Below are 22811 nucleotides of genomic sequence, written 5' to 3'. Positions count from 1 at the left end.
CGCCCGCGACACCCGCAGCGGAAATCATGCCTGCTCGCCCCCGGTACGGCCAGCGAGGGTCCCGTCGTCCGGCTGGCAGGATTGCGGACGTGAGTCAGCCGAGGTGGGCAGTGGTGGTGCCGGTGAAGCCGCTGGCCGTGGCCAAGAGTCGGCTGCGCGGCGCGCTGCCCGGCGTACCGCACGAGGAGTTGGCGCTGGCCCTCGCGGCCGACACGCTCCGCGCGGTGCTGGCCTGCCCGGCGGTCGCCGAGGTCCTGGTGGTGACCGACGACGCCCGGGTGGCGGCGGCGGCACGGGCGGCCGGCGCGCGGGTGCTGCCGGACGAGCCGAACGCCGGCCTGAACGCCGCGTTGCGGCACGGGGCGGCCGGGGCCCGCGGGTGGGTGGCCGGGATCACCGCGGACGTGCCGGCGCTGCGCCCGACCGAACTGACCGGCGCGCTGCTCGCGGCGCGGAACAGCCGACCCACGGTCCGCCGGTTCCTGCCGGACACACCCGGCGAGGGAACGGTGCTGCTCACCGCTCCGCCGGGGAAACCGCTGGACCCTCGTTTCGGGGTGGGTTCGGCGCTCGCGCACGCGGCGAGCGGGGCGTTGCCGCTCGACGGCGACTGGCCCAGCCTGCGCCGGGACGTGGACACCGCCGCGGACCTGGCCGAAGCCGACCGGCTCGGGCTGGGGCCGCGCACGGCCGCGCTGGTGGCCGCCGGCCGCCCGGCCCGCGCCACCGGCTGAGCTTGCCCCGCCCGCTCCGCTCCGCCGGCTGACCCTGCCCGGGCCGCGCCACCGGCCGGACCCCCCGGTGTACGGTGCCAGCATGCAGGGCACTGTGGCCAGCTACGACGCGGCGACGCGCAGCGGTGTGCTGCTGCTCGACGACGGCACCGAGATGCGCTTCCCCGCGCGGGCCTTCGACGCCTCCGGGCTGCGGCTTCTCCGCCTCGGGCAGCGGGTTCGCATCGACACCGATCCCGACGGCGAGGTTGTCCGGGTGACATTGCCGACGATGATCTGACCCGGCGGGCCCAAGTTCATTTTGCGTTTACCGTAATCGGGTGATTATGAGCGGGTGAGCACCCCTCGCGAGCAACCGGCCCGCCCGCCCGCCACCAACCTCCGCAACGGCTCCACCGCGCGCGGTACCGATGGGCGTTTCCGTCCGTCCCGCGCCGAACGCGCCGGCGCCGCCCGCGCCGACACCCTCGCCGACGACCCCGGCGCCGCCTCCTCCGGCCTGGACGAGGTCATCGACCCGGTGCCGCAGACCGAGGCGGACGGTCCGGCCGCCGGTGCGGTCCAACCGGTCGGATCGACAGCCGCCCGGCTGGCGAACGACGACGAGCCCCCGGCCCCGCCGCTGCCGGAGGACCGGTTCCTCAACCGGGAGCTGTCCTGGCTCGACTTCAACGCCCGGGTGCTCACCCTGGCCGAGGACCAGCGCACCCCGCTGCTGGAGCGGGCCAAGTTCCTGGCCATCTTCGCCAGCAACCTCGACGAGTTCTACATGGTGCGCATCGCCGGGCTGAAGCGGCGGCTCTCCGCCGGCCTGCCGGTACGCGGCGGGGACCGGCTGCCGCTGCGTACCCAGTTGGAGCTGATCGCCGAGCGGACCGCCGCCCTGGTCGCCCGGCACGCCGCCTGTTTCGTCGACGACGTGCTGCCCAAACTCGCCGGCGAGAGCATCCGGATACTGCGCTGGGGCGAGTTGGGCGACGCCGAGCGGGAACGGCTGCGCACCTACTTCCGGGAGCACATCTTCCCGGTGCTGACCCCGCTCGCGGTGGACCCGGCGCACCCGTTCCCGTACATCTCGGGGCGGTCGCTGAACCTGGCGGTGGCGGTTCGTGACCCGGACGGCGGTTCGGAGCTGTTCGCCCGGGTCAAGGTGCCCAACAACGTGCCCCGTTTCGTCCGGGTGGACCGGGACCAGCCGGGCGTCCGGATGCTGCCCGTGGAGGACCTGATCTCGGTGCACCTGGGGCAGCTGTTCAGCGGCATGCAGGTGGTCGAGTGCCACCTGTTCCGGGTCACCCGCAACGCCGAGGTGGAGGTCGACGAGGACCGCGACGAGGATCTGCTCCAGGCCCTGGAGCGGGAGCTGGCCCGGCGGCGGTTCGGCCCGCCGGTCCGGCTGGAGGTCGCCGCGTCCATCTCCGACCACATGTTGGAGCTGCTCGTCCGCGAGCTGGACATGGACGACCAGGACGTGCTGCGGGTGCCCGGCCTGCTGGACCTCTCCGCGCTGTGGCAGGTCTACGGCGAGGCGGACCGGCCGGACCTGAAGGACCCGCCGTTCGTGCCGGCCACCCATCCCCGCCTCGCCGAGGGCGAGGTGCCGCGCAGCGTCTTCTCCACCCTGCGCGACGGCGACATCCTGGTGCACCACCCGTACCACTCGTTCGCCACCAGCGTGCAGCGCTTCATCGAGCAGGCCGCCGCCGACCCGAACGTGCTGGCCATCAAGCAGACCCTCTACCGCACCAGCGGCGACTCCCCGATCGTCGACGCGCTCGTCGACGCGGCCGCCGCCGGCAAGCAGGTGGTGGTGCTGGTGGAGGTGAAGGCCCGCTTCGACGAGGTGGCCAACATCGGCTGGGCCCGCACGCTGGAACGCGCCGGCTGCCACGTGGTGTACGGCCTGGTCGGCCTGAAGACGCACTGCAAGACCGCGTTGGTGGTCCGGCAGGAGGGCAACCAGATCCGCCGCTACTGCCACATCGGCACCGGCAACTACCACCCGAAGACGGCCCGACTGTACGAGGACTTCGGCATGCTCACCGCCGACCCGGAGATCGGCGCCGACCTCACCGACCTGTTCAACGTGCTGACCGGGTACAGCCGGCAGACCGCGTACCGGCGGCTGCTGGTCGCGCCGCAGGGCATCCGCAGCGGGCTGATCGAGCGGATCGAACGGGAGATCTCGCACGTCCGCCTGGGCATGCCCGGCCTGGTCCAGTTCAAGGTCAACTCGCTGGTCGACGAGGGGGTGACCGACGCGTTGTACCGCGCCTCCCAGGCCGGCGTCCACGTCGACCTGCTCATCCGGGGCATGTGCACGCTGCGCCCCGGGGTGCCGGGGTTGTCGGAGAACATCCGGGTCCGCTCGATCCTCGGCCGGTTTCTGGAACACTCCCGGGTCTTCCGGTTCGGCAACAACGGTGAGGCCGAGTTCTGGATGGGCTCGGCCGACCTCATGCACCGCAACCTGGACCGCCGGGTGGAGGCGCTGGTGCAGGTGAGCGACCCGATCGCCCGCGCCGAACTGGACCAGGTGCTCACCGCCGCGATGAGCCCCGAAGTGGACGCGTTCGAGCTGGCCGGGGACGGCACCTGGACCCGGCGTACCGGCGGTGACGACACCGCCCGGGAGCATCTGCAGGAACTGTTGCTGCGCCGCGTCGGTGGCACGGCCAGCTGACCGCGCAGCGCATAGGCTGAGCTGATGGTCGAGGAGGAGCAGAAGTACGAGGTGGACGACGCCTACGTGCTGCCGGACCTGGCCGGTGCCGCCCCGGCCGGAGGTCGGGTCCGGGCACTGCCACCGGTGACGCTTGTCGCCCGCTACCTCGACACCGTCGACCTGCGGCTGGCCCGGGCCGGTGCGTCGCTGCGCCACCGGCGGGGCGACGAGCTGCCCTGGACGGTGAAACTACCGACCGGGACGCCGGGCGTCCGGCACGAGATCTCCCGGCCCGGGCCGAAGCGGCAGCCGCCACCGGAGCTGGTGGAGTTGGTCACCGTCCTGCACCGGGGGGCGCCACTGGCACCGGTGGCGGTGGTCCGCACGGTGCGGCACGCGTACGAGGTGTGTGACCGGGCCGGCACGGTGCTCGCCGAGGTGGTGGACGACCGGGTGACGGTGCTCGACGACGCCGGCACCACCACCGACACGTTCCGCGAGGTGGAGGTGGAGCGCAAGGCCGGCGACCGGGAGCTGCTCGACCGGGTCGGTGAGGTGCTGCGCCAGGCTGGCGCCCGGGGCGGGTCGTTCACACCGAAGCACGTACGGGCGCTGGGCGCGGCAGCGCGGGCCGAGCCGGACCTGGTCGCGCCGGCCGGGCTGACCGCCGAGCCGAGCGCCGGTGAGGTGGTGACCGAGTCGGTCCGCAAGGAGGTCCGCCGGCTGTTGGCGCACGACCCGCTGGTCCGGCTGCGCGCCTCGGCCGCCGGTGACGACACCGCCGTGCACCAGATGCGGGTGGCCTGTCGACGCCTGCGCAGTGATCTGCGCACCTTCAAACCGTTGCTGCGCAAGACCTGGTCGCGCCCGCTGCGCGCCGAGCTGCGCTGGTTGGCCGGGGTGCTCGGGGCGGCCCGCGACGCCGAGGTGCTTCGCGCGCGGCTGCGTCGTACCGCCGACGCCGATCCGCTGAGCCCGCTCGACCCGGGTGCTGTGGACCGGCTCGACGAGGTGCTCGCCGAACGGCAGCGGCGGGCGTTCACCGCCATCGACGAGATGCTGCGCTCCGCGCGTTACCTGGCCCTGGTGGACTCCCTGGTGCTGGCCGCCCGCGCGCCCCGACTCACCCGCCGGGCGGCCGCGCCCGCCACCGAGGCGCTGCCCGCGCTGGTGGCGCGCCAGTGGCGGCGGTTGACCGGGCCGGACGGCGTCGACGGGCTGGACGCGCAGTCGCCGGACGACCGCTGGCACGCCGTCCGCAAGGAGGGCAAGCAGGCCCGGTACGCGGTCAACGCGGTGGCCCCGACGGTCGGCAAGGGCGCGCGCCGGTTGTCCCGCGCCCTCGCCCGGGTTCAGGACGTGCTCGGCGAGCACCAGGACGCGGCGGTGGCGGCGGACACCTGGCTGGCGATCGCCGCCGCGCGGCCGGACGACCACGAGCTGGCGGTCACCGCCGGGCGGCTGGCCGAACGGGAACGCGCCTCGGTGCGCCGGGCGCGGGATCGCCTGCCGGCTGCCTGGCACCGGGCCACCCGGCGACGGCGGACCAGTTGGCTGCCGTGACCGGCATCCGGGCCGCCGGCGGGGTGGCCTGGCGGCCGACCGACGACGGCGTACGCGTCTGCGTGGTGCACCGCCCCCGCTACGGCGACTGGACACTGCCGAAGGGCAAACTCGAACCCGGCGAGCACGCGCTGGCCGCGGCGGTCCGTGAGGTGGCCGAGGAGTCCGACGTGCGGGGTGTGCCGCAGGTGCGGCTGCCCTCGGTGCGCTACCGCAGCGAGGGGCAGCCCAAGCTGGTCGACTACTGGTCGATGCTCGCGGTGGCCAGCGGCGGTTTCCAACCGGACACCGAGGTGGACGACATCCGCTGGCTCGCTGTCGACGACGCGATCCGGTTGGTCAGCTACCCGCACGACGCCGAGGTGTTGGCGGCGTTCGCCGCGCTGCCGTCGGTGACGGCGACGATCGCTGTGGTCCGGCACGCGCACGCCGGTAAGCGGGCCACCTGGTCCGGCCCGGACGTCGGACGCCCCCTGGACGCCGAGGGGTGGGCCCAGGCGGCCGCACTGGCCGAGCTGATCGCCCTGATCCGACCGGCCCGGCTGGTGTCGGCGTCGCCGCGACGGTGCGTGCAGACCCTCGACCCGGCCGCCGCGTTGCTCGACCTGCCGATCGAGGTCTGCGGCGACCTGGACGAGCCGCAACCCGGCCAGCAGAGCGACGAGCAGATCCTGGCCACCGCCGCCCGGCTGCTGGAGTTGGCGGGCACCGGTGGGCAGGCGGTGGTGTGCAGTCAGGGCAAGGTCCTGCCCGGTGCCCTGGAGCGGCTGACCGGCCGTACCGATGAGGACTTCGCCACGCCGAAGGGCGGCGGCTGGCTGCTCGCCTTCGCCGGCGACCGGCTGCTGGCCACCGACCGCCTGTAGGGCCTGCGTTCGCCCGGGCCCGGCCCCGGTCAGCGGGGCGGCAGGGTCACCGTCACCGCGACCGGCAGGTGGTCGCTGGCCGTGCTGCGCGGCGCGACCGGATCAGCGGGGGTCAGCTGGGGCGAGACGAAGATGTGGTCGATCTGCTGGCGCGGGTCGTCCGCCGGGCTGGTCGCCATCGGTCGGGCGGTGGCCAACGCGTCGACCAGGCCCGCCCTGGTGAACTCCGTGAACGCCTCGTCGCCCGGTTCGGTGTTCAGGTCGCCTCCCACCACCAAGGGCCGACCGGCCGCGTACCGGATGGCGAAGTCGGCGACCGCGCGGGCCTGGACCACCGGTCCGGTGTCCGGCGGCGGTTGCAGGTGGGTGCTGACCACCGCGGTACGGACCCCGTCGCCGAGGTCCAACGTGACCGCGAGGGCCTGCGCTCCGGTGGGCGCGCCGACGGCGGCCAGCGGCAGGCTGCGCGGATCGCGCACCGGCCAACGGCTGAGCACCGCGTCACCCCAGACCGGGTCGGCGGCCGGCCCGAAGACGTACGGCATCCCGAGCCGGTCGGCCAGCAGGTCCAGGGTGTCGTGCCCGCCGTTGAGCAGCCACGCCCGGTCCACCTCGCTGAGCAGCACCACATCGGGCCGTTGCCGGTCGACGACCTCGGCGAGGCCGGTCAGGTCGAACCGGCCGTCGAGCCCGAAACCCATCCGGATGTTGTACGCCACCACCGTCAACCGTTGCGGCGGGCCGTCCCGGTTGCTGGCCACCGGCACCTCGTCGGCGAGCACGGGTGCCAGCAGTGCCAGCGAGGTGACAGCGGCGGTGGCCCGTAACGGCGGGAACGGGCCGGGAAGCCGGTGGGCGACGGGACGGGCGGTGAACGCCACGGCGGCGATCAGCACGGCCACCACCACTGGCACCGCCGCGTTGGGGTAGCCCAGGTCGTAGGCCGAGTAGTAGCCGACCGCCCCGAGCGCGAAGACGAGCATGCCGGCGGCTACCGCGTACCCCCGGCGGGAGGCGCTGGCGTCCGCGGCGTCGGTGGTGTCGTCGGTGCTGTCGTCGGTCAGGGCGAGGCACGCACCGAGACCGACCGCGGCGAGGAGGATGGCCGGCAGGAGCAGGTCACCCCGGTCGAGGGCGAACAGCACCGCGCCGGTGAGCAGCGTCGCCGGACCGTACGCCCGGCCCCACCCTCGTGGCGGGCGGGTCAACGCGGCGCCCAGGAACCCGGCGACCGCCACCGGCACCGGTGCCAGGCCGAACAACGGCGAACGGGCCACCCCGTCCCCGACCAGGTACGACATCCCGGTCCGGGCCAGCGCCGGGGAGAGCGCCACCATCGCGGCCAGTAGCAGCGCGGGCCCGGCCACCAGCCAGGCCCGGCCACCACCGGGGCCCCCACGGGCGTCAGCGGGACCGTCAGGGCCGTCAACGGTGCCGGTACGGGCGGCATCGGTGCCGCCGCGCTGGCCCGGTTGCGCCGTGCCGACCAGGAACACCGTCACCGCGACGACGCTGAGCAGCCAGGCCACCCAGTCGCCCCGCCAGACCAGGTCGACGGTGTCGAGCACCGCGTGCACCGCCGCGTTGACAGCGAACCCCAACGCCAGGCCCGGGACCGGTCGAACGGTGTCGGCGGCGACGGCGACCAGCCAGACCAGGCCGGCGAGCAACCCGGCGGTGGCCACCCAGAGCTGGGTACGCCCACCGGGGGCGGCGGTGAGGGTGAGCCGGGCGACGGCGAGTGCGACGGCGGCGACGACAGTGACCGGGCGGGCGCCGACTCGGCGGACCACCGCGGGTGCGCCCAGCGCGAGCACGAACCAGCCGAGGGCGAACGCCCCCATCAGCTCGGCGGGGGTGGACGCCGCCTGACCGAAGATGGTGATGATGCCGGGCAGCCAGACCCGCAGCACGTCGATGAGGAGGAGCACGCCCAGCGCGAGCGTTCCGGTGGTGAGCTGGCGGTAACGCACCGGCGCCCCACTTCCCGTCGTCGGGCCGGCGGAGGGGGGCCGGCACGGCGATTCTGCGCGAGCGGGCCAACCGGGTCAACGGTCCCCGTACGCGCGAAGCCGGCCCCGTACGCGCGAAGCCGGCCCCGGCACGCCGAAAGGGCGCCCACCCACTGGTGGACGCCCTTTCGGAGCGGGTCGGTCAGCGCTTGCTGGCCGCCTTCTTGGCCGGGGCCTTCTTCGCGGGGGCCTTCTTGGCCGCCGTGCTCTTGCTCGCCGCCGCGGTGGTCTTCTTCGCCGCGGTCGACCGGGTCGCCGCGGTGGTCTTCTTCGCCGCGGTGGTCTTCTTGCTGGCGGCCGTCTTGGTCGCCGTGGTGCTCTTGCTCGCCTTGGCCGGGGCGGTCTTCTTGCTGGCGGCCGTCTTGGTCGCCGTGGCGGTCTTGGTCGCCTTGGCCGCGGCGGTCTTCTTGCTGGCCGCCTTGGCCGCGGTCGCCTTGGTGCCCGTCGCCTTCGCGCCGGTCGCCTTCGCGCCGGCCGCCTTGGCCGTGGTGGTGCTGGTGGCGGCCTTCTTCGTCGCCACCGTGGCCTTCGGCACCTTGCCGCTGGCCACCATCTCCTTGAACCCGGCGCCGGGGCGGAAGGTCGGGACTGAGGTCTTCTTGACCTTCACCGCCTCGCCGGTACGCGGGTTGCGCGCTGTTCGTGCGCCACGCACACGCTTTTCAAATGCTCCGAATCCGGTGATCGCCACCTTCTCGCCCTTGGTGACCGCCGCCTGGACCTCGGTGAGGACCGCGTCGAGCGCGGCCGTCGCCATCTTCCGGTCCCCCAGGCGAACGGCGAGCGCCTCGATGAGCTCGGCCTTGTTCACGACTTCCTCCCGATTGTGCAACTGACTCGTCGCGAGCCATTCTGCGCGCACGGTATGCCCTGTGCTGCCGGGACACAAACATTCGGTAGAAAAAAGCCCTTGTGTCGTAACGGATTCACCCCCACCGGTTGGACCGATGGGGGTGAAATCCGCTGTGCGAGCGGCCTAACGGCTATGCCACGGAGGGCAGGAACGGCAGTCGGCGCGCCTCGTAGGAGTCGATGTCGGCGGCGTGCCGGAGGGTGAGTCCAATGTCGTCGAGGCCTTCCAGCAGGCGCCAACGGCTGAAGTCGTCCAGCGGGAACGACCAGCTCGCATCCCCCGCCCGGAGCTGGCGGGCGGTCAGGTCGACGGTCACCGGGGTGCTCGGATCCTCCTCGACCAGGTCCCACAACTCTTCGACGGCTTTCAATTCCAACTCGACCGGCAACAGACCTTCCTTGAGGGCGTTGCCGCGGAAGATGTCACCGAAGCGCGGGGCCACCACGGCGCGGAAGCCCCAGTCCCGTAGCGCCCAGACGGCGTGCTCCCGGGAGGACCCGGTGCCGAACTCCGGGCCGGCGATGAGGATCGACGCCCCGGAATAGTTTTCATCGTTGAGCACGAATGTCGGATCTTCCCGCCAGGCACTGAACAGCCCGTCGGCGAATCCGGTCCGGGTCACCCGCTTGAGGTACACGGCGGGGATGATCTGATCGGTGTCCACGTTGGACCGGCGCAGCGGCACGGCGGTGCCGGTGTGGGTGGTGAACTTGTCCATCTCGTCGGTCCCTTCTACAGGTCGGCGGGGGCGGCCAGCCGGCCGACCACGGCGGTGGCGGCGGCCACCGGCGGGGAGACCAGGTGGGTACGCCCACCCCGGCCCTGACGGCCCTCGAAGTTGCGGTTCGAGGTGGAGGCGGAACGCTCGCCCGGCTTCAGCGTGTCGGGGTTCATGCCGAGACACATGGAGCAGCCGGCGAACCGCCACTCGGCTCCGGCGTCGGCGAAGACCTTGTCCAGCCCCTCGGCCTCGGCTGCCTCGCGCACGGCGGCGGAGCCCGGCACCACGAGCATCCGGACGCCGTCGGCGACCCGGTGACCCCGCAGCACGTCGGCGGCGGCCCGCAGGTCCTCCAGGCGACCGTTGGTGCAGGACCCCACGAAGACCACGTCGATGGGCAGTTCCCGCAGCGGGGTGCCGGGGCGCAGGTCCATGTACTCCAGGGCCCGGCGGGCGGCGGCGCGCTCCGAGTCGGTGGTGAACTCCTCCGGGTCCGGCACCGGGGCGCTCAGCGGCGCACCCTGCCCGGGGTTGGTGCCCCAGGTGACGAACGGGGTGATCTGGCTGGCGTCCAGGGTCACCTCGGCGTCGAAGCGCGCCCCCTCGTCGGTGGGCAGCGTCCGCCACCACGCCACCGCCGCGTCCCAGTCCGCGCCCTGCGGCGCGTTCGGGCGACCCTTGAGGTACGCGAAGGTGGTCTCGTCGGGCGCGATCATGCCGGCCTTGGCGCCCCACTCGATGGACATGTTGGCGATGGTCATCCGCCCCTCCATGGAGAGGGCGCGGATCGCCTCGCCGCGGTACTCGACGATGTGCCCGCGACCCCCACCCGTGCCCACCTGCGTGATCAGCGCGAGCACCAGGTCCTTGGCGGTCACGCCGGGCGCGAGGCGACCGGTGACGTTCACGGCCATCGTCTTCGGCCGGCTCTGCGGCAGCGTCTGGGTGGCCAGGACGTGCTCCACCTCGCTGGTGCCGATGCCGAAGGCGAGCGCGCCGAAGGCGCCGTGGGTGGCGGTGTGCGAGTCGCCACAGACGATCGTCAGACCCGGCTGGGTGAGACCGAGCTGCGGGCCGATCACGTGCACGATGCCCTGGTTGTCGTCGCCGAGCGGGTGCAGCCGCACCCCGAACTCGGCGCAGTTGCGGCGCAACGTCTCGATCTGCGTACGCGACGTCGGGTCCGCGATGGTGAGCAGGTCACCACGGCGGAGGCGGAACGCCGGGTCGGCGTACCCGGTCGGGGTGTTGTGGTCCTCGGTCGCGAGGGTCAGGTCGGTACGACGCACCCGGCGCCCGGCGAGCCGCAGCCCGTCGAACGCCTGCGGGCTGGTCACCTCGTGCAGCAGGTGCAGGTCGATGAAGAGCAGGTCCGGCTCACCGGCGGCGGACCGTACGACGTGCGCGTCCCAGACCTTCTCGGCCAGGGTCCTCGGCTCAGGAGTGACTCCCACCATCTGGACATCCTAAATTCTGGGAGGTAAGTTTCGGCTTGTGGGACACAGTATGAGCGGTGTCGGCGTTCTCGACAAGGCGGTGGTCATCCTGGCCGCCTGCGTGGACGGCGCCAGCCTGGCCGAACTCGTTGAACGCACCAAGCTGCCCCGAGCCACCGCACATCGGCTGGCCCAGGCCTTGGAGATCCACCGGATGCTGGTGCGCGACACCCAGGGCAGATGGCGGCCCGGCCCCCGGCTGGGCGAGCTGGCCAACGCCGCACCGGACGTTCTGCTGACCGCCGCCGAGCCGTTGCTGGCCGCGCTGCGCGACGCCACCGGTGAGAGCGCGCAGCTCTACCTGCGCCGCGCCGACGAGCGGATCTGCGTGGCGGCGGCCGAGCGCGCCAGCGGCCTACGGGACACTGTCCCGGTCGGCTCGGTGCTGCCGATGACGGCCGGCTCAGCGGCCCAGATCCTGCTCGCCTGGGAGCCGCCGGAGGCGGTGATGCCACTGCTGCCGCGCAGCAAGTTCACCGGCCGCACCCTCGCCGAGGTACGCCGTCGCGGCTGGGCGCAGAGCGTCGCCGAGCGGGAGGCGGGTGTGGCGAGCGTCTCGGCCCCGATCCGCGACCGCACCGGGAGAGTGATCGCCTCGGTGAGCATCTCCGGCCCGATCGAACGCCTCGGCCGCCGCCCCGGCGAACGCCACGCCATGGCCGTGGTGAGAGCCGGCCAACGCCTATCCGGCCTCTAACCCCACCCCGAGCCCTCACACCCACACCCGCACCCGCACCCCGCGCAACATCCCCAATGTTGCTGCCTCCACCGGAGGCCCCCGCCTCGTCCGGTGATCAAGAGGTTTGCGTCACGACACGCCGAGAGCGCTGACGCAAACCTCTTGATCACCGAGGGCGGGGCTGGGAAGGCCGGAGGGGTACGGGAAAGGCTCATCTCGCACAGCGAGATGAGCCTTTGGTTGTAGCCCCGACCGGATTCGAACCGGCGCTACCGCCTTGAGAGGGCGGCGTCCTGGGCCACTAGACGACGGGGCCAGAACTTCTTCCGTTCACCACCCTCGCGGGCGGTGCGACTGTAGTCTAGCGGCACCGTCCGAGGGTTCGAGCGCGGGGTCCGGGCCTGCCCGGGTCGGCGAAACAGCCGCCCCCGGACAACGAAACAGCCCGCCTCACCAGGTGAGACGGGCTGTGCACGATGTAGCCCCGACCGGATTCGAACCGGCGCTACCGCCTTGAGAGGGCGGCGTCCTGGGCCACTAGACGACGGGGCCAGAACAACTTTCGCTCCCCCACCTCGGCGGTGGAGGAGCTGCACTCTACCGAAGACCACCCTCCGCCCCCGAAGGGGCGGAGTCGAACTCCGTCAGAATCCAGCGTCTGGAAATTCTCGCGAATTCCAGCAGCGCTGGGGTACCAGGACTCGAACCTAGACTAACTGAACCAGAATCAGTCGGGCTGCCAATTACCCCATACCCCATTGGCCCCTTGCGGCGCCGGGAGTGAACTTTACCCTCCCGGTGCCGACAGGCCAAATCCGATCCCCCCGAACCACCCGTGAGCTGCGGAAACAGGGGCATCAGACGGATCAGGCGACGGGAACCACCGGGTTGGTGAGCTCGCCGATGCCCTCGATCCGCACGGTGACCGTATCCCCCTCGACAAGCGGGCTAACCCCGGCCGGAGTGCCGGTGAGAACCACGTCGCCGGGCAGCAGAGTCATCACGTGCGAGATGTACGACACCAGGCCGGGAACGTCGAAGACCATGTCCTTCGTCCGGCCGAGCTGGCGTACCTCCATCTCCTCCGGGTTGCGACCCACCTCACACCGGATCTCCAGATCGGAGACGTCCAGCCCGGTGGTGATCCACGGGCCGATCGGGCAGAACGAGTCGAAGCCCTTGGCCCGGGTCCACTGCCCGTCGGAGCGCTGAAGGTCCCGGGCGGTGACGTCGTTGGCACAGGTGTAGCCGAAGATGGCGCGTTCGGCGGCGGCCCGGTCGGCGCGGCGCGCCCCGGGGGCCCCGATCACGACCGCGAGCTCCGCCTCGTGCTCGACCTGCTTGGAGAAGATCGGCAGTCGGATGGCGTCCCGGGGGCCGATCACCGAGGTGGACGGCTTGAGGAAGAGCAGTGGCTCCTTGGGCACGTCGTTGCCGAGCTCGGCGGCGTGGTCGGCGTAGTTACGACCGACGCACACGACCTTGCTGGGCAGGATCGGCGACAGCAGCCGAACGTCGGAAAGGGCCCACCGGGCCCCACTGAAGGAGAGTTTGCCGAACGGGTGGCCCTCGATCTCGGCGATGGTCAGGCCCTGCGGCCCGGCCCCCGGTTCGCCTTCGACGGCACCGAACGACATTCCCTTGGCATGGGCGAAACGAGCGATACGCACCCCGCCAATCTAGCCCCGTCGGCACCCCAACCGGCCACGACCGGCGCTCGGGTGTGCGCAACCCGTCAGCGCGCGGCAGCCTATCGGAGCAGGAGGTGACCGGGGCGGGCTTCCCGAATTCGTACCCGCACGGAAGCGACGCGCCCCTACCGTCGGCTCCGGAGGTTCGTTCGTATGCCTGCATCGACACGACACCACAGAGCCCTCGCAGTGTTCGTGCACTGCCTCGGCATCCTCGCCGCCGTGCCGGCCCTGCCGGCGGCGGCTCCGGAGGCGGCGGCCGCGCCACGACCACCGGCGGCCACGCCACAACCGACGGCCAGCGCGCCACGACCGCCGGCGGCCACGCCAGGACCACCGGCTGGCGCGCCACGTCCCACGGACGTCCCGCCACCACCACCGGCGACGGTCGGCCCAGCGGTCACTCGGCCGCCGGTGGCGATGGCCGCCCGGGTGACCGAACCCACGCCGCCCTCGGCGCCACCGGCGATGGCACCACCCACCCGGGCGCCGGCGTCCGCGCCCCCGCAACCGGTCACGGTGGCGGTCGCGACGGAGAGCAGCCCGGCGCCGAGGTACCGGATCCAGGTGCGCAACGTGAGCGGCTCGACGCTGGACACCACTGTGCGTCAGGAGTTGCCGCCCGGCTCGACGACGACTGCGATCAGCGGCGGCGGCCGGTCCACCCCGGCCAACGGGTCGGCCACCGAGGTGACGTGGCGGCTGCGGCTGCCCGCGCACAGCACCACCACGTTGGGCACCGCGCTCGCGGCGACCGCACCGGGTCAGCCGCTGACCGCGCCGACCTGCGCGTTCACCAGTGACGGCAGCCGACCGTACGACTGCGCCACTGCCACCTGGCAGGCCGCGGCGGCACCGGCGGCCGAGGTGACCGAGGCACCGGCCTGGCGCCGCTACCCGGTACTCCTCGCCGGCCTGGCGGTTCTGCTGCTGGTCAGCGCCGCGGTGTTCTGGGTGTGGCGACGGCGGCGGCGCGGGCGGCGGGTGACGGCTGCCGCGCTCGCCACCGGCGGTGGAGCTGGGGATGGTCGCGGGACGATCTACCCGCGACCGGCAGCCCCGAGTCCGGTGCGGCGTCGGCGTACCCCGCCGGTCTGGATGTTGGTGGGCGCCGCGGTCGTGGTGCTGGCCGGCGTCGTCGGCACCGCGGGTTGGACGGCGACCCGGCAGGTCGCGGCGATCGACACCCAGAAGCAGCCGACCAGCGGCGCGTGGATGGGCACCGGGGTCACCGGGTCGCTGGGTGTGCCGCTGCGCGAGTCGGCGTTCGAGTTCACCGTGTACCGGATGACCTGCGGCGCTCCCGGCACCGCCGGGAAGGCCGACGGTGGCCCTCCCGCGCTGGTGAACGGCCGACGCTGCGAGGCGACAGTGGGTGTGCGCAACGTCACCGCCGACCACCAGCTGTGGCACAGCGAGCTGCAACGGGCGTACCTGCCGGGCGGGCGTTGGGTGAGCACCGACGAGTCGGCCACCCGGATGGCGAACCTGGGTCGGGACGTCTTCGCCAACCCGATGGCGGCGGGTACCCGGATGGTGCTGCCGCTGGTCTTCACCGTCGACGGGCGGGACCCGCCGGAGCAGCTGGAGCTGCGCAGCGGGGTGTTCTCCGCCGGGGTCCGGGTGCACATGCCCTGACCGGTGTTCCGGGCGGCGGTCGTACCCTGGGTGCGTGACCGCCGCCCTCGCCCGCACCGTGCTCGACGCGGCGCAGTGGCAGGCCCGCCGGCGGGCCCACGAGCAGCGGGTGGACGTCTGGCTGACCCCGCACCTGGCCCGGCGACGACGCGGTGAGCGGCATCCGGTGGCCGACTTCCTGTTCACCTACTACTCGCACCGCCCGGCCCAGCTGCGGCGCTGGCATCCGGGGCCCGGGGTCGAGTTGCGCGACGCCGACCCGGCGGAGTTCGGCCGCGACTACCGCGCCAGCACCGCCGGGGTCACCCTCGACACCGACGGGGTACGCGCTCGGCGCGGCGAGTCGATCGCCTGGATCCGTTCCCTGTTGACGGCGACGCGTGGGCGGGCGCCGCACTTCGGCTGCTTCGGGATGCACGAGTGGGCGATGGTCTACCGGCAGACCCGGGAGGAGTTGCGGCACAACGCCTGGCCGCTGCGGTTGAGCGCGGAGCGCACCGCCGCGGTCGTCGAGGAGCGCGGGGTGCGGTGCAGCCACTTCGACGCGTTCCGGTTCTTCACACCGCCGGCCCGCCCGTTGAATGTGCTCTCCCCGACCCGGGAGACGCAGCACGCGCACGAGCAGCCGGGCTGCCTGCACGCCAACATGGATCTGTACAAGTGGGCGTACAAGTTGTCGCCGTTGGTGCCCTCGGAGTTGGTGGCCGACGCGTTCGACCTGGCTCGGGACATCCGCACGCTGGACATGCGGGCCAGCCCGTACGACCTGGCGGCGCTCGGCTACCCGCCGGTGCGGGTGGAGACCGCGGACGGTCGGGCGGAGTACGCGGCGGCGCAGCGCGCGTTCGCCGAGCGGGCCGCGGTGCTACGCGACCGGCTGCTCACCGCCGTCCCGGCCTGACCCGGCGTCGGCCCGCTCAGGTTGCCGGGCGGGTACGCAGGCCGTCGATGAGCAGCGCCACGACGGCTTCCATGTCGTCGTCGAGGCCGGGATCGTTCCAGTCGGCCCGGTGGGCTGGGTGGTGGAACCGGGCGGTGGCCTGCAACAGGGCCCGGCCGGCCACCGCCGGGTCGGGCACGGCGAATTCACCGGCGGTGACCCCGTCCGCGACGATCAGGCTGAGTTGACCGGCGAGGACCTCCAGGTGGGTGGCGACCGCGCCCTCGGAGAGGGTGGCGAGCTGGTGGAAGTTGTCGAACAGCTCGGGGTCCTCCCGCGCCATCCGGCGTTTGGTGCCGCTCAGCTCCGCCAGCCAGCGGCGCAGCCGTCGTGGGGCCGGGCCGGGCCCGGTGGCCACCTCGATCAGCGGGGTGGACACCCGGGCCAGCCACCGTTCGGCGACCGCGTCGCGCAGCGCCGCCTTGCTGGCGAAGTGCCGGTAGACGCTGCCGTGGCTCACGCCCAGCGCGCGGGCGACGTCCAGCACAGTGGCCTTGGCCGGCCCGTAGCGGCGCAGCACCTCCTCGGCGGTGTCGAGGATGCGGTCGGCCGTCAGGGCGGTGGCGTCGCTCATCGCTCAAGCCTTCCTGACGGCGCGACCGGCCGTGGCGCGACCCCCGGTCGGCGGACGCGCCACGACCGGGTGGTCACGCCCGCTCGCTGTCCAGGTGGGCCATCTGCGCCTCGTCGTAGCGGGCGCCGGCGACCGCGTCGGCCGGGACGGCGGCCTCGATGGCGGCCAGGTCCGCCCCGGTGAGCGTGATCGCCGCGGCTCCCAGTGCCTCGGTGAGGCGGTCGCGGCGGCGGGCGCCGATCAGGGGCACGATGTTCTCGCCCCGGGCGAGCACCCAGGCGATGGCGATCTGCGCCACGGTGACGCCCCGGGTCTCGGCGATGGCGCGCAGCGCCTCCACCAGGGCCAGGTTGCGGCCGAGGTTGTCGCCGGAGAACCGGGGCAGGTGGCTGCGGAAGTCGGTGCCGGCGGTCTCCCGCTGGGCCGTCCAGTGGCCGCTGATGAGCCCGCGGGACAGCACCCCGTAGGCGGTGATCCCGACGCCGAGCTCGCGGGCCGTCGGCAGGATGTCGGTCTCCGGGTTGCGAGAGATCAGCGAGTATTCGATCTGCAGGTCGGTGATCGGGTGCACGGCGTGCGCCCGGCGCAGGGTTTCCGCGCTCACCTCGGACAGACCGATGTGGCGGATGTGGCCGGCCTTGACCAGCTCGGCGAGGGTGCCGACCACGTCCTCCACCGGGACGTCCGGGGAAAGCCGGGCTGGGCGGTAGATGTCCACGTGGTCGGTGCCGAGACGGCGCAGGGTGTACGCCAGGAAGTTCTTGATCGCGGCGGGGCGGACGTCGACGCCGTTCCAACCGCCCTCGATGTCGCGCAGAGCGCCGAACTTCACGCTGATCAGGGCGTTGTCGCGGTTGCGGCCGCGCAACGCGTCGCGCAGCAGCAGCTCGTTGTGCCCCATGCCGTAGAAGTCGCCGGTGTCCAGCAGGGTGATGCCGGCGTCCAGTGCGGCGTGGATGGTGGCGATGCTCTCGGCCTCGTCGGTGGCGCCGTAGAGGTCCGACATGCCCATCAGGCCGAGCCCGAGCGCGGAGACGGTGGGGCCGGTGGTGCCGAGGGTGCGGGTGTTCATGGGGTGTTCCTCTCACCTGGGTGACGCGTTGAGCGTACACCTTTCGGATGACAGATTTCAGATTCTGTCACCAGAGATTCGCAGGAACCCCGACGACGGAGGACTTTTCTGATGGTTTGCTACTCGCCGTCTGTTCGGCGGTCACGCTTGCGCTGGGACTGGCGCTTCTTCTCGGCCAGCCGGCGCTCCTTCGCCCCACGGGACGGGCGGGTCGCTCGACGCGCCGGTGGTGGGGGTGCGGCGGCCTCCCGCAGCAGGGCGGTCATCCGTGCCCGGGCCGCCTCCCGGTTGGCCAGCTGGGCCCGGTGCTCGCTGGCGGCGATCGTCAGCACCCCGTCGACGAGGCGGTTGGCCAGCCGGGCCAGCGCCCGCGACCGCAGCCAGTCGGGCACGGTGGGCGAGTTGGCCAGGTCGTAGCTGAGCTCGACGCGGGAGTCAGCGGTGTTCACGCCCTGCCCGCCCGGCCCAGACGAGCGGGAGAACCGCTCCCGCAGCTCTGCGGCGGGGACGACCCACCGGTCGGTCACCCGCAGTCCGTCGTCCACGCCCCGAGGCTAACCCGCCACGGCCTGCCGGGGGCTATCGGTGCGGAGGCTCGCTCTGGGTCGGGGACTGGCTGGGCGCCGTCCCGGCGGTCTCCTCGTCGGAACCGACCGCCGCGTACGCCACCGCGCCGAAGAGCAGCAGCCCGATCACCGCCGCCTTCACGGCGACCCCACGGATCAGCGCCCAGGCGCCCCTGCGGGCGCCCGGCACCGATTTCTTGACGGTCTGGTAGTCGTTCCACCCGCGTCGTGCCCGGGCGTACGCCGACCCCACTGCACATCCGATGACCAGCCCCACCAGCAGGAGGACCGTGAGAAGAGGACGCTCCACCTCCGCCAGTATCCATACCGACCGTAATATTTCCATGGTCCGATGCCGTCGGGCCGGATATCTGACAGTGGCGGCCCCCGGCAGGGGCGTTCGGGCAGCTCAGCCACCCTTGCCGATGATCGTGTCCGCGGTCTGCTGCACCTGGTCGATCGGGATGGCGAAACCGATGCCGATCGAGCCGTTCCCGTCGATGGTGGCGATGGCGGTGTTCACCCCGACCACCTCACCACGGGCGTTGACCAGTGGCCCACCGGAGTTGCCCGGGTTGATGGACGCATCGGTCTGCACCGCGCTGTGCCGGTTGTTGCCGAGGCGTACCTCGCGGTCCAGGGCGCTGACGATGCCAGCGGTGACCGTCCCCGCCAGCCCGAGCGGCGAACCCACCGCGAGCACCGGCTCACCGACCCGGGTCGCGCCCGGCTTGGCCAGGGGCAACGGGGTGAGACCGGCCGACGCCGGCACCTTCAGCACCGCCAGGTCACTGCGCGGCTCCCGCCCGACCACCTCGGCGGCGAACCGACGCCCGTCGGGCAGCTCCACTGTCACCGGACCGCCACCACCCTTGGCCAGGATGTGGTCGTTGGTGATCAGGTGCTGCTGGTCGTCCACGGCGAAGCCGGAGCCGGTCGCGGACCCGCTGCTCGCGCCGCCGGCCAGCACCGACACCACCCCCGGCACGGTCCGCTCGGCCGCCGTGACCAGCTCGGCCGGCACCGGGGCGGCGGACGCGGCCGCCGGCCCACCAGCCCCGTCCCGGCTCGCCACCACGCCACCGGCGAGAGCACCGGAGACGGCCGAGACCGCCACCACGCCCAGCACGGCGAGCAGCCGCCCGGGCCGCCGTCCGCCCGGGTCGCGCTCGGGCGCGTCCCACCACCCGCGCCCGTCCGGGTCGAGTTCCGGCGAGATGAACCAGGGACCACGCGGTTCGCCCAGTCCGGTCTGCACTGCCATGCGTACTCCTCACTGACGACGTCGGTTGTGCGCAGCGGTCAGGGCAGCCGGGAGAACCAGCGCATCGAGCCGGCGGCGGCACCCATCGCGAACACCAGTCCGAGGCCGATGAACCGGGCCGAGACGTCCTGCCGCTCGGTGCGGTAGCCGACCGAACTGCCGATGTCGTCGTAGACGGCGCGCAGCTCGTCGGAGGTGCTGGCCTCGTGGAACATCCCGCCGGTCTCCTCGGCGACCGCCTTGAGGGTCTGCCCGTCCACCGGCACCTGGATGGGTCGGCCACCCCGGTCGACGAACCCGGACGGTGTGCCGAACGAGATCGAGTGCACCGGCACCTCCGCCGTCACCGCCTCCGCCGCCGCCTCCATCGGGTCCATCCCGGAGGTGTTGGCGCCGTCGGAGAGCAGGATGATCCGGGCCGGTGGCGGCTCCTTCGCGGCTTCGTTGTCCAGGCTCTTGACCGCGCCGAGGGAAGTGTTGATGGCCTCGCCGATCGCGGTGCCCTGCACGCCGGTGATCCCCTCGGCGAGCCGGTCGATCCCCTCTTCGAGGGCGTCCCGGTCGGTGCCCGGTGGCACCAGCACGGCGGCGCTCCCGGCGAACGCGACGAGCCCCACGTTGAACTCGTCGGGCAGGCCCTTGACGAAGCGCCGGGCGGCCTCCTTCGCCGCGGCCAGCCGGTCCGGCTCGACGTCGGTGGCGAGCATCGACGTCGAGACGTCCACCGCCACCATCACCGTGGCCCGTTCCCGGGGCACCCGGACCTCGGCGGTCGGGCGGGCGAAGCCGACCACGAGCAGCGCCAGCATGGCCAGGAAGAGCCCGGCCGGTACGTGCCGACGCCACGCGGGCCGCTGCGGCGCCACCCGGTCCAGCAGCCGCAGGTTGGTGAAGCGGACCGCGTACCGGCTGCGTCGGCGCTGCATCACCAGGTACGCGACGACCAGGGCGAGCACGCCGAGCAGCAGCCAGAGTCGCAGCGGCGACTGCCAGATCACGCGGCACCTCCCCGCGGCTGGCCGGACGGCGCGGCGGCCAGCCGACGCTGGGCGTGCACGTGCCGGACGATGTCGGCGCTCCAGTCCCCGTCGGTGCGCAGCGGCAGGTGGGTGGCACCGCTGCGACGCACCGCCTGACGGACCTGTTCGCGCTGGGCGGCGGCGGCTTCGGCGTACCGCTCGCGCAGCCGGCGGTCCGACGTGGACACCTCGCGGTGCCGGCCGGTCTCCGGGTCGACGAGCGTGATCAGGCCGACGTCCGGCAGTTCCAGCTCCCGCGGGTCGATCACCTCGATCGCCAGCACCTGGTGCCGGACGGCCAGCCGGCGCATGGTCCGCTCCCAGGGTGCCGCCTCGCCGGGATCGTCGGGCAGACCGTCGAGGAAGTCGGAGACCACCACCACCAGCCCGCGCCGGTTGGCGATCCGGTGCAGCGCGTCGATGCCGTCGGCCAGGTCAGGCGGTCGGGCCGTGGCGGCACGCCCCGGCCGGTCGGGGGGCGCGGTGACGCGGGGGGCGGCGAGCAACGCGCGGAGCAGCGCGAGCAGATGGGTACGACCGCTGCGGGCCGGAAACCGGCGTACCCCGTCGGCGCGCAGCACCTGGGCGCCGAGCCGGTTGCCGACGCCCGCGGTCAGGAAGCCGACCGCCGCGACGGCGGCCACCGCCAGTTCCCGTTTGTCCAGCTCGGCGGTGCCGAACTCCATGCTGGCGCTGCCGTCGACGAGCAGCCAGGTGGTCAGTTCCCGGTCGGCGTCGACCTGCCGGACGTGCGGCACAGCCGTGCGGGCCGTCACCGCCCAGTCCATCCGGCGGACCTCGTCCTCGCCCGGCCGGTACTCGCGACTGCCGGCGGGCTCACTGCCCGGACCGGGCAGCAGCCCGCGGTACTGACCGTGCAGCAGGCCGTTCAGCCGACGCGTGACGGTCAGTTCCAGCCGGCGCAGGCGCTGGTCGGGGGCCAGCTCGGCCAGGCCGGGGTCGGCGGGCGCGGCGACGGCGCGTCTCATGCCGCCGCCAGGTCCGGCGCCTGCTGCGGGTGCCCGCTGGCCAGCCGGGGCGGTGGCACCGCCTCGACGAGCCGTCGCACCACGCTTTCGGCCGACACCCCGTCGGCCACCGCGTCGAAGGAGAGCACCAGCCGGTGGGCGAGGACGTCGACGGCCAGCTCACGGATGTCCTCGGGCAGCACGTACTCCCGCCCCCGCAGCAGGGCCTGCGCACGGGCGGCCGCGACGAGGCCCAGGGTGGCTCGCGGACTGGCCCCGTACGCCAGCAGCGGGGCGATCTCCGGCAGCCCGAACCGGCCCGGGTCGCGGGTGGCGAGGATCAGCCGCACCACGTACTCGGCCAACGCGTGGTGGACGAAGACCCGCTCGGCGTGGGCCTGCAGGTCCCGCAGCCGTTGCGCGTCGAGCACCTGGCGCGGGCTCGGCCGGTCGGTGCTCATCCGGTAGAGGATGGCCAGCTCGTCGGCGTCGCTGGGGTAGTCGACCACCACCTTCATCAGGAACCGGTCGCGCTGCGCCTCGGGAAGCTGGTAGACCCCCTCGGACTCGATCGGGTTCTGGGTGGCCAGCACCAGGAACGGCTCCGGGACCGGCCAGCTGCGCCCGCCGATCGAGACCTGCCGTTCGGCCATCGCCTCCAGCAGCGCCGACTGGACCTTGGCGGGGGCCCGGTTGATCTCGTCGGCCAGCACCAGGTTGGCCATGATCGGGCCCAGCTCGATGTCGAAGGTTTCCTTGGACGCCCGGTAGATCCGGGTGCCCACGATGTCGGAGGGCACCAGGTCCGGGGTGAACTGGATCCGGGAGAAGGTGCCGCCGACCACTGTCGCGAGGGTCTGCGCGGCCAGTGTCTTGGCCACGCCGGGCACCCCCTCCAGGAGGCAGTGTCCGTTGGCGACCAGGGCGGTGAGCAGGCGTTCGACGAGGCGATCCTGCCCCACGATCACGCGTTTGACCTCGAAGAGGGTCTGTTCCAGCTCGATGCCGGTCGGCTCCGGATCGACCGGGCTGGGCATGCTGGCCAGGGTGTCCGAGATGTCCGTCACGGTGCTTGCTTCCCGGGCACACGGCCGGCAAACGTCGGATTGTGCGGGCCGGACCGGCCCGCAGTGGCCGGAATCGGGATGAGCCGCGCGGAAGGGTGACGACCATCGCGAGCCCGTCGAGGACGGCCTCAACCGGCCCGATCGGCGGCGGAGGCACCGAAGTCGGCAGGCGACCGGCCAGGGAGCGCCGATCGGCGCGAGCGAGGCCAAAGGACGCAGAGCCTCCAGCGCCCGGCCACGGAGAGTCCGACCAGCGAGCCGGTGAAGGACGCCTGCGTGATCCACTCGCGTTCCCGGAAATCGGGATATCCCAGATCGGCGGACACGCCGACTTCAGGAAACCCGAGTCGATCAATGCCCGGACCGGCTGGCCGAGGCGCATCCGGCGAATCCGCTGAGCGGACAGGGTCCGGCCCCCGACGC

21 protein-coding genes and 3 tRNA genes are annotated in these 22811 nt (G+C 73.0%); 8 read left to right on the top strand and 16 right to left on the bottom strand.

What is annotated here, in order from left to right:
- Positions 1-89: 89 nt before the first annotated feature.
- The 5 genes from cofC (at position 90) to ACX27O_RS12825 (ending at position 5828) form a co-directional block, all read left to right on the top strand.
- Positions 90-734, top strand: a complete 645-nt coding sequence (gene cofC, locus ACX27O_RS12845) for a 2-phospho-L-lactate guanylyltransferase (protein ID WP_358129281.1) — start codon at positions 90-92, stop codon at positions 732-734.
- A gap of 82 nt (positions 735-816) precedes the next feature.
- Entirely contained in the window at positions 817-1014 is a 198-nt protein-coding gene (locus ACX27O_RS12840) for a cold-shock protein (RefSeq protein ID WP_030335323.1), read from the top strand.
- Positions 1015-1068: 54 nt separating this feature from the next.
- Positions 1069-3417 carry an RNA degradosome polyphosphate kinase gene (locus ACX27O_RS12835; RefSeq protein ID WP_458939488.1) on the top strand — a complete coding sequence of 783 codons (2349 nt, stop codon included), beginning with the start codon at positions 1069-1071 and terminating at the stop codon, positions 3415-3417.
- Between the two features lie 24 nt (positions 3418-3441).
- The gene (locus ACX27O_RS12830; protein WP_458939487.1) at positions 3442-4962 is read left to right on the top strand and encodes a CYTH and CHAD domain-containing protein; all 1521 of its coding nucleotides are present in this window, start codon (positions 3442-3444) and stop codon (positions 4960-4962) included.
- Positions 4950-5828: an NUDIX hydrolase gene (locus ACX27O_RS12825; RefSeq protein ID WP_210865752.1), complete on the top strand. Its 879-nt coding sequence runs from the start codon at positions 4950-4952 to the stop codon at positions 5826-5828. The genes ACX27O_RS12830 and ACX27O_RS12825 overlap by 13 nt, the downstream gene beginning before the upstream one ends.
- Positions 5829-5857: 29 nt before the next feature.
- On the opposite strand, the gene ACX27O_RS12820 is transcribed toward ACX27O_RS12825, so the two are convergent.
- The 4 genes from ACX27O_RS12820 to leuC all read right to left on the bottom strand — a co-directional run bounded on the left by ACX27O_RS12820 (position 5858) and on the right by leuC (position 10871).
- Positions 5858-7801 carry an endonuclease/exonuclease/phosphatase family protein gene (locus ACX27O_RS12820; protein ID WP_458939486.1) on the bottom strand — a complete coding sequence of 648 codons (1944 nt, stop codon included), beginning with the start codon at positions 7799-7801 and terminating at the stop codon, positions 5858-5860.
- Positions 7802-7982: 181 nt separating this feature from the next.
- Positions 7983-8651, bottom strand: a complete 669-nt coding sequence (locus tag ACX27O_RS12815; RefSeq protein ID WP_347815103.1) for an HU family DNA-binding protein — start codon at positions 8649-8651, stop codon at positions 7983-7985.
- A gap of 172 nt (positions 8652-8823) precedes the next feature.
- Complete coding sequence (gene leuD, locus ACX27O_RS12810; RefSeq protein ID WP_030335334.1) at positions 8824-9411, bottom strand: 3-isopropylmalate dehydratase small subunit; 588 nt, start codon at positions 9409-9411, stop codon at positions 8824-8826.
- Between the two features lie 14 nt (positions 9412-9425).
- Positions 9426-10871 carry a 3-isopropylmalate dehydratase large subunit gene (gene leuC, locus ACX27O_RS12805; protein WP_030335336.1) on the bottom strand — a complete coding sequence of 482 codons (1446 nt, stop codon included), beginning with the start codon at positions 10869-10871 and terminating at the stop codon, positions 9426-9428.
- Between the two features lie 49 nt (positions 10872-10920).
- Between leuC and ACX27O_RS12800 the strand changes: the two genes are divergently transcribed.
- Positions 10921-11607, top strand: coding sequence for an IclR family transcriptional regulator (locus ACX27O_RS12800; protein ID WP_007456408.1), 687 nt, complete (start codon positions 10921-10923; stop codon positions 11605-11607).
- Positions 11608-11832: 225 nt separating this feature from the next.
- On the opposite strand, the gene ACX27O_RS12795 is transcribed toward ACX27O_RS12800, so the two are convergent.
- The 4 genes from ACX27O_RS12795 to ACX27O_RS12780 form a co-directional block, all read right to left on the bottom strand.
- Positions 11833-11905, bottom strand: a tRNA-Glu gene (locus ACX27O_RS12795).
- 163 nt (positions 11906-12068) lie between these two features.
- A tRNA-Glu gene (locus ACX27O_RS12790) sits at positions 12069-12141 on the bottom strand.
- Between the two features lie 134 nt (positions 12142-12275).
- Positions 12276-12347 (bottom strand) — tRNA-Gln (locus ACX27O_RS12785).
- A gap of 108 nt (positions 12348-12455) precedes the next feature.
- Positions 12456-13259, bottom strand: a complete 804-nt coding sequence (locus ACX27O_RS12780) for a fumarylacetoacetate hydrolase family protein (RefSeq protein ID WP_081883971.1) — start codon at positions 13257-13259, stop codon at positions 12456-12458.
- A gap of 174 nt (positions 13260-13433) precedes the next feature.
- Between ACX27O_RS12780 and ACX27O_RS12775 the strand changes: the two genes are divergently transcribed.
- Entirely contained in the window at positions 13434-14918 is a 1485-nt protein-coding gene (locus tag ACX27O_RS12775; RefSeq protein ID WP_156057816.1) for a hypothetical protein, read from the top strand.
- Between the two features lie 34 nt (positions 14919-14952).
- Complete coding sequence (locus ACX27O_RS12770; RefSeq protein WP_458939485.1) at positions 14953-15819, top strand: 3-methyladenine DNA glycosylase; 867 nt, start codon at positions 14953-14955, stop codon at positions 15817-15819.
- 16 nt (positions 15820-15835) lie between these two features.
- Here the strand turns inward: ACX27O_RS12770 and ACX27O_RS12765 are convergent, their stop codons facing one another.
- From ACX27O_RS12765 to ACX27O_RS12730, 8 genes are all read right to left on the bottom strand, one after another.
- Positions 15836-16432, bottom strand: coding sequence for a TetR family transcriptional regulator (locus tag ACX27O_RS12765; protein WP_030335344.1), 597 nt, complete (start codon positions 16430-16432; stop codon positions 15836-15838).
- Positions 16433-16505: 73 nt separating this feature from the next.
- On the bottom strand, positions 16506-17504 hold the full coding sequence (locus tag ACX27O_RS12760; protein WP_030335346.1) for an aldo/keto reductase: 999 nt from the start codon (positions 17502-17504) through the stop codon (positions 16506-16508).
- A 119-nt stretch (positions 17505-17623) separates the two neighbouring features.
- Positions 17624-18049, bottom strand: coding sequence for an alternative ribosome rescue aminoacyl-tRNA hydrolase ArfB (gene arfB / locus ACX27O_RS12755; RefSeq protein WP_030335348.1), 426 nt, complete (start codon positions 18047-18049; stop codon positions 17624-17626).
- 34 nt (positions 18050-18083) lie between these two features.
- A complete protein-coding gene (locus ACX27O_RS12750; RefSeq protein WP_030335350.1) occupies positions 18084-18380 on the bottom strand; it encodes a hypothetical protein in 297 nt (98 codons plus the stop codon).
- 99 nt (positions 18381-18479) lie between these two features.
- A complete protein-coding gene (locus ACX27O_RS12745) occupies positions 18480-19334 on the bottom strand; it encodes a S1C family serine protease (RefSeq protein ID WP_030335352.1) in 855 nt (284 codons plus the stop codon).
- A gap of 38 nt (positions 19335-19372) precedes the next feature.
- Positions 19373-20332 (bottom strand): VWA domain-containing protein, encoded by a 960-nt coding sequence (locus ACX27O_RS12740; RefSeq protein WP_030335353.1) that lies wholly within the window; start codon positions 20330-20332, stop codon positions 19373-19375.
- Positions 20329-21342, bottom strand: coding sequence for a DUF58 domain-containing protein (locus ACX27O_RS12735; protein ID WP_458939484.1), 1014 nt, complete (start codon positions 21340-21342; stop codon positions 20329-20331). Before ACX27O_RS12735 ends, ACX27O_RS12740 begins: the two co-directional genes overlap by 4 nt.
- Positions 21339-22388, bottom strand: coding sequence for an AAA family ATPase (locus tag ACX27O_RS12730; protein WP_030335357.1), 1050 nt, complete (start codon positions 22386-22388; stop codon positions 21339-21341). The genes ACX27O_RS12735 and ACX27O_RS12730 overlap by 4 nt, the downstream gene beginning before the upstream one ends.
- Between the last annotated feature and the right edge of the window lie 423 nt (positions 22389-22811).

The sequence above is a fragment of the Micromonospora sp. SD19 genome (assembly GCF_054462275.1).
Note: the sequence above shows the minus strand (reverse complement) of the source record. Positions and strands in the feature narration are given on the sequence as shown.

Bases quoted from the DNA above. Each gene is read 5' to 3' on its own strand.
- ACX27O_RS12840 (WP_030335323.1), top strand. From the start codon at position 817: ATGCAGGGCACTGTGGCCAGCTACGACGCGGCGACGCGCAGCGGTGTG.
- ACX27O_RS12830 (WP_458939487.1), top strand. From the start codon at position 3,442: ATGGTCGAGGAGGAGCAGAAGTACGAGGTGGACGACGCCTACGTGCTG.
- leuD (WP_030335334.1), bottom strand. From the start codon at position 9,411: ATGGACAAGTTCACCACCCACACCGGCACCGCCGTGCCGCTGCGCCGG.
- leuC (WP_030335336.1), bottom strand. From the start codon at position 10,871: ATGGTGGGAGTCACTCCTGAGCCGAGGACCCTGGCCGAGAAGGTCTGG.
- ACX27O_RS12800 (WP_007456408.1), top strand. From the start codon at position 10,921: ATGAGCGGTGTCGGCGTTCTCGACAAGGCGGTGGTCATCCTGGCCGCC.
- ACX27O_RS12775 (WP_156057816.1), top strand. From the start codon at position 13,434: ATGCCTGCATCGACACGACACCACAGAGCCCTCGCAGTGTTCGTGCAC.
- ACX27O_RS12765 (WP_030335344.1), bottom strand. From the start codon at position 16,432: ATGAGCGACGCCACCGCCCTGACGGCCGACCGCATCCTCGACACCGCC.
- ACX27O_RS12760 (WP_030335346.1), bottom strand. From the start codon at position 17,504: ATGAACACCCGCACCCTCGGCACCACCGGCCCCACCGTCTCCGCGCTC.
- ACX27O_RS12745 (WP_030335352.1), bottom strand. From the start codon at position 19,334: ATGGCAGTGCAGACCGGACTGGGCGAACCGCGTGGTCCCTGGTTCATC.
- ACX27O_RS12735 (WP_458939484.1), bottom strand. From the start codon at position 21,342: ATGAGACGCGCCGTCGCCGCGCCCGCCGACCCCGGCCTGGCCGAGCTG.